Consider the following 1,012-nt stretch of genomic DNA (forward strand, 5'->3'; position numbering starts at 1 on the left):
CATGGTGGTGTTCGCGGTCTTTTACTGATCGGCCAGACAGAGCTCCCGGTGCAGGGGCGCCCGGCGAACTACTGGCAGGAAACATTCCCCACAGATGCCGCAGGGGCAGATATCGTGATGCTTTTCCTGCGTTTTGTAGGATGCTGCGAAAGATTTATCGAAGAACTTTCCATCACTGGTGTATGGACTGCGCTGACGATCACCTCTGAAACCCGGTCAGGGCTCCCGGAGAAGATTGCCGCGAACCATGCATCCTCTGATTTCCAGAGGGCCAGCCGGGCTCCGCTTTGAGCCCGGCCGGTGTGATGCCAGTCACGCTGGTCGTCCAAATACTCTGACAGGAACGAATGTTCAAGTCAATGGTTCAACTGAAGATTTCGAACCTATTTCCCGACCCGGGCCGTCATCTTCAAACATCTAACATGAACGCTTGACTTGAACAATTGTTCATGTAATGTCTATCGCAGCACGGTGATCCACCTCACTACGACGCGAGGTACTTATATTCACCGGGCATGCCTAATAGAAGAATTCCGACTCTTGAAACGGTTGAAGCCATGAATGATGCAGGCACCATTCAGTCCCCGCCAGTGACGACGGGGAATGCAATTGATTTCTGGGCAGCGAAGCCCCTGGAGGCCTTGGGCGCCGAATATGGGAGCCTGCGCTGCCGGTTTATCAATTCCCACCCGGTAGGCAGCTGGGACGACTTCATTCTCTCGGAATGGACGCTTAGTTCCTGCGCCTGGGAGGACTTCCACCCGCACAGTGAAACCGCTTTCGTACTGGAGGGCGAACTCCATATTGAGAGCCAGGGCAAGACTGTCATCCTGAGGCCGGGCGATTCGGCACGCGTCAATCCGGGCGGCCTGGGCCGGTACTGGGCACCCGTCTACGCGCGGATGATCACCATTTACGGCCCCAACCCCGAAGGCCTGGAATCACACTCCTTCGCGTACTCCGAAGTCTGATCCCGCCCTCCCCTGATGACGGGACGCCCCGGGCACCGCCG

2 protein-coding genes are annotated in these 1,012 nt (G+C 57.0%); both read left to right on the forward strand.

What is annotated here, in order from left to right; genetic code table 11:
- Positions 1 to 291 (forward strand): hypothetical protein (locus tag ABIB27_RS19345; protein ID WP_354254713.1); only part of this gene is annotated, 291 nt, incomplete at its 5' end.
- Between the two features lie 266 nt (positions 292 to 557).
- A complete protein-coding gene (locus ABIB27_RS19350; protein ID WP_354254715.1) occupies positions 558 to 971 on the forward strand; it encodes a cupin domain-containing protein in 414 nt (137 codons plus the stop codon).
- The last annotated feature ends 41 nt before the right edge of the window (positions 972 to 1,012 follow it).

The organism is Arthrobacter sp. UYEF21, assembly GCF_040546085.1.
In the GTDB taxonomy this organism is placed as follows: domain Bacteria; phylum Actinomycetota; class Actinomycetes; order Actinomycetales; family Micrococcaceae; genus Arthrobacter.